This window comes from Rubrivivax benzoatilyticus JA2 = ATCC BAA-35, from assembly GCF_000190375.1.
Classification (GTDB): Bacteria; Pseudomonadota; Gammaproteobacteria; order Burkholderiales; family Burkholderiaceae_C; genus Rubrivivax; species Rubrivivax benzoatilyticus.
In genome coordinates, this window is record NZ_AEWG01000078.1 from 1 (window position 1) to 1,317 (window position 1,317).

The window sequence follows — 1,317 nt, forward strand, 5'->3', positions numbered from 1 at the left end:
GCCGAACCGCGTTTCGCCCAGGCGCTGGTCGCCCACGCCGAGGCCGGCGGCACGCTGCTCGTCAAGGGCCGGCCGCTGGCGCCGCTGCCGCCGCAGGTGCTGTCGGCGTTCTCGTTCGCGATCCTCGACCACGACGCCGCCGCGGCCGGCCCCGCGCTCGCCGGCCTGGCCGAGCTGCGCGCCGGCGCGCGCACGATGGGCGCCGTCGACGCGGCGCTGCAGCGCGGCGCCATCGCCACGCTGGGCTGGCCCAGCGACGAGCCGGTGGCGCGCTCCGGCCGCCAGGGCGTGCCGCCGGACGTGCAGGTCGTCATGCAGCTGATCCAGGGCGTGGACCGCGAGGAGCCGGTCGCGCGGCTGGAGGCCATCATCAAGCGCGACCCGACGCTGGGCTTCCGGCTGCTGCGCTACCTCAACTCGCCGGCCTTCGGCCTGTCGGTCGAGATCAGCTCCTTCGGCCATGCGCTGATGATGCTCGGCTACCAGCGCCTGAAGCGCTGGCTGGCGCTGCTGCTGGCCTCGTCGTCGCGCTCGGCCGCGGCCAAGCCGCTGATGTACGAGGCGGTGCGCCGCGGGCTGCTGATGGAGGAGCTCGCGCGCGGCAGCGACGACGCCGAGATGCGCGGCGAGATGTTCATCTGCGGCGTGTTCTCGCTGCTCGACCAGCTGCTGCAGCAGCCGGTGGCCGACCTGCTGAAGAGCGTGCCGGTGCCCGAGCGCGTGCGCCAGGCGCTGGTCGACGAGACCGGCCCGTTCCACCCCTTCCTCGAGCTGGTGCGCGCGATCGAGCAGGAGTCGGTGTTCGACATCCGCGAACGCGCCGAGACCCTGCTGCTGGCCCAGGGCGAGGTCAACCGCGCCGTGCTCGCCGCGCTCGCGTCGGCCCGGTCGCTGGACTGACGTCCCGACCTTGGCCACGCCGACGACTTCCGCCTCCTCGCCCGAACTGCTCGCGGCGCTGCTCGACGAGGTCGCCGACGCGCTGCTGTGGTTCGACGCGCGCGGCGTGCTGCGCGCCTGCAACCAGGCCGCGCTGCGCCTGCTCGGCTGCGAGCCGGGGCAGGGCACGCTGCAGCTCGCGCCGGTGCTCGGCGTCGACGCGATCCGCTGGCTCGACCGCGCCTTCGCGCTGCCCGACCGCAGCGAGACCCTGCTGCCCGGCACCGACGGCACGCTGCTGCGCCTGGCCACGCGGGCGCTGGGCGGCGGCCATTCGCTGCGCGTCGTGCCGCAGCCGCAGCTGCCGCCGCCGCGCCCGCCGCTGCCGCTGGACGCCGCGCGCAGCACCGACGAGGCGCGCCGCGCCGTCGCTCTGCT

2 protein-coding genes are annotated in these 1,317 nt (G+C 75.8%); both read left to right on the forward strand.

Annotation, left to right across the window (positions count from 1 at the left end):
* The coding region (locus RBXJA2T_RS09715; protein ID WP_009857183.1) for an EAL and HDOD domain-containing protein at nucleotides 1-900 on the forward strand (900 nt) is incomplete at its 5' end.
* A 10-nt stretch (nucleotides 901-910) separates the two neighbouring features.
* Nucleotides 911-1,317: PAS domain-containing protein (locus tag RBXJA2T_RS09720; protein WP_009857184.1), on the forward strand; the 407-nt coding region annotated here is incomplete at its 3' end.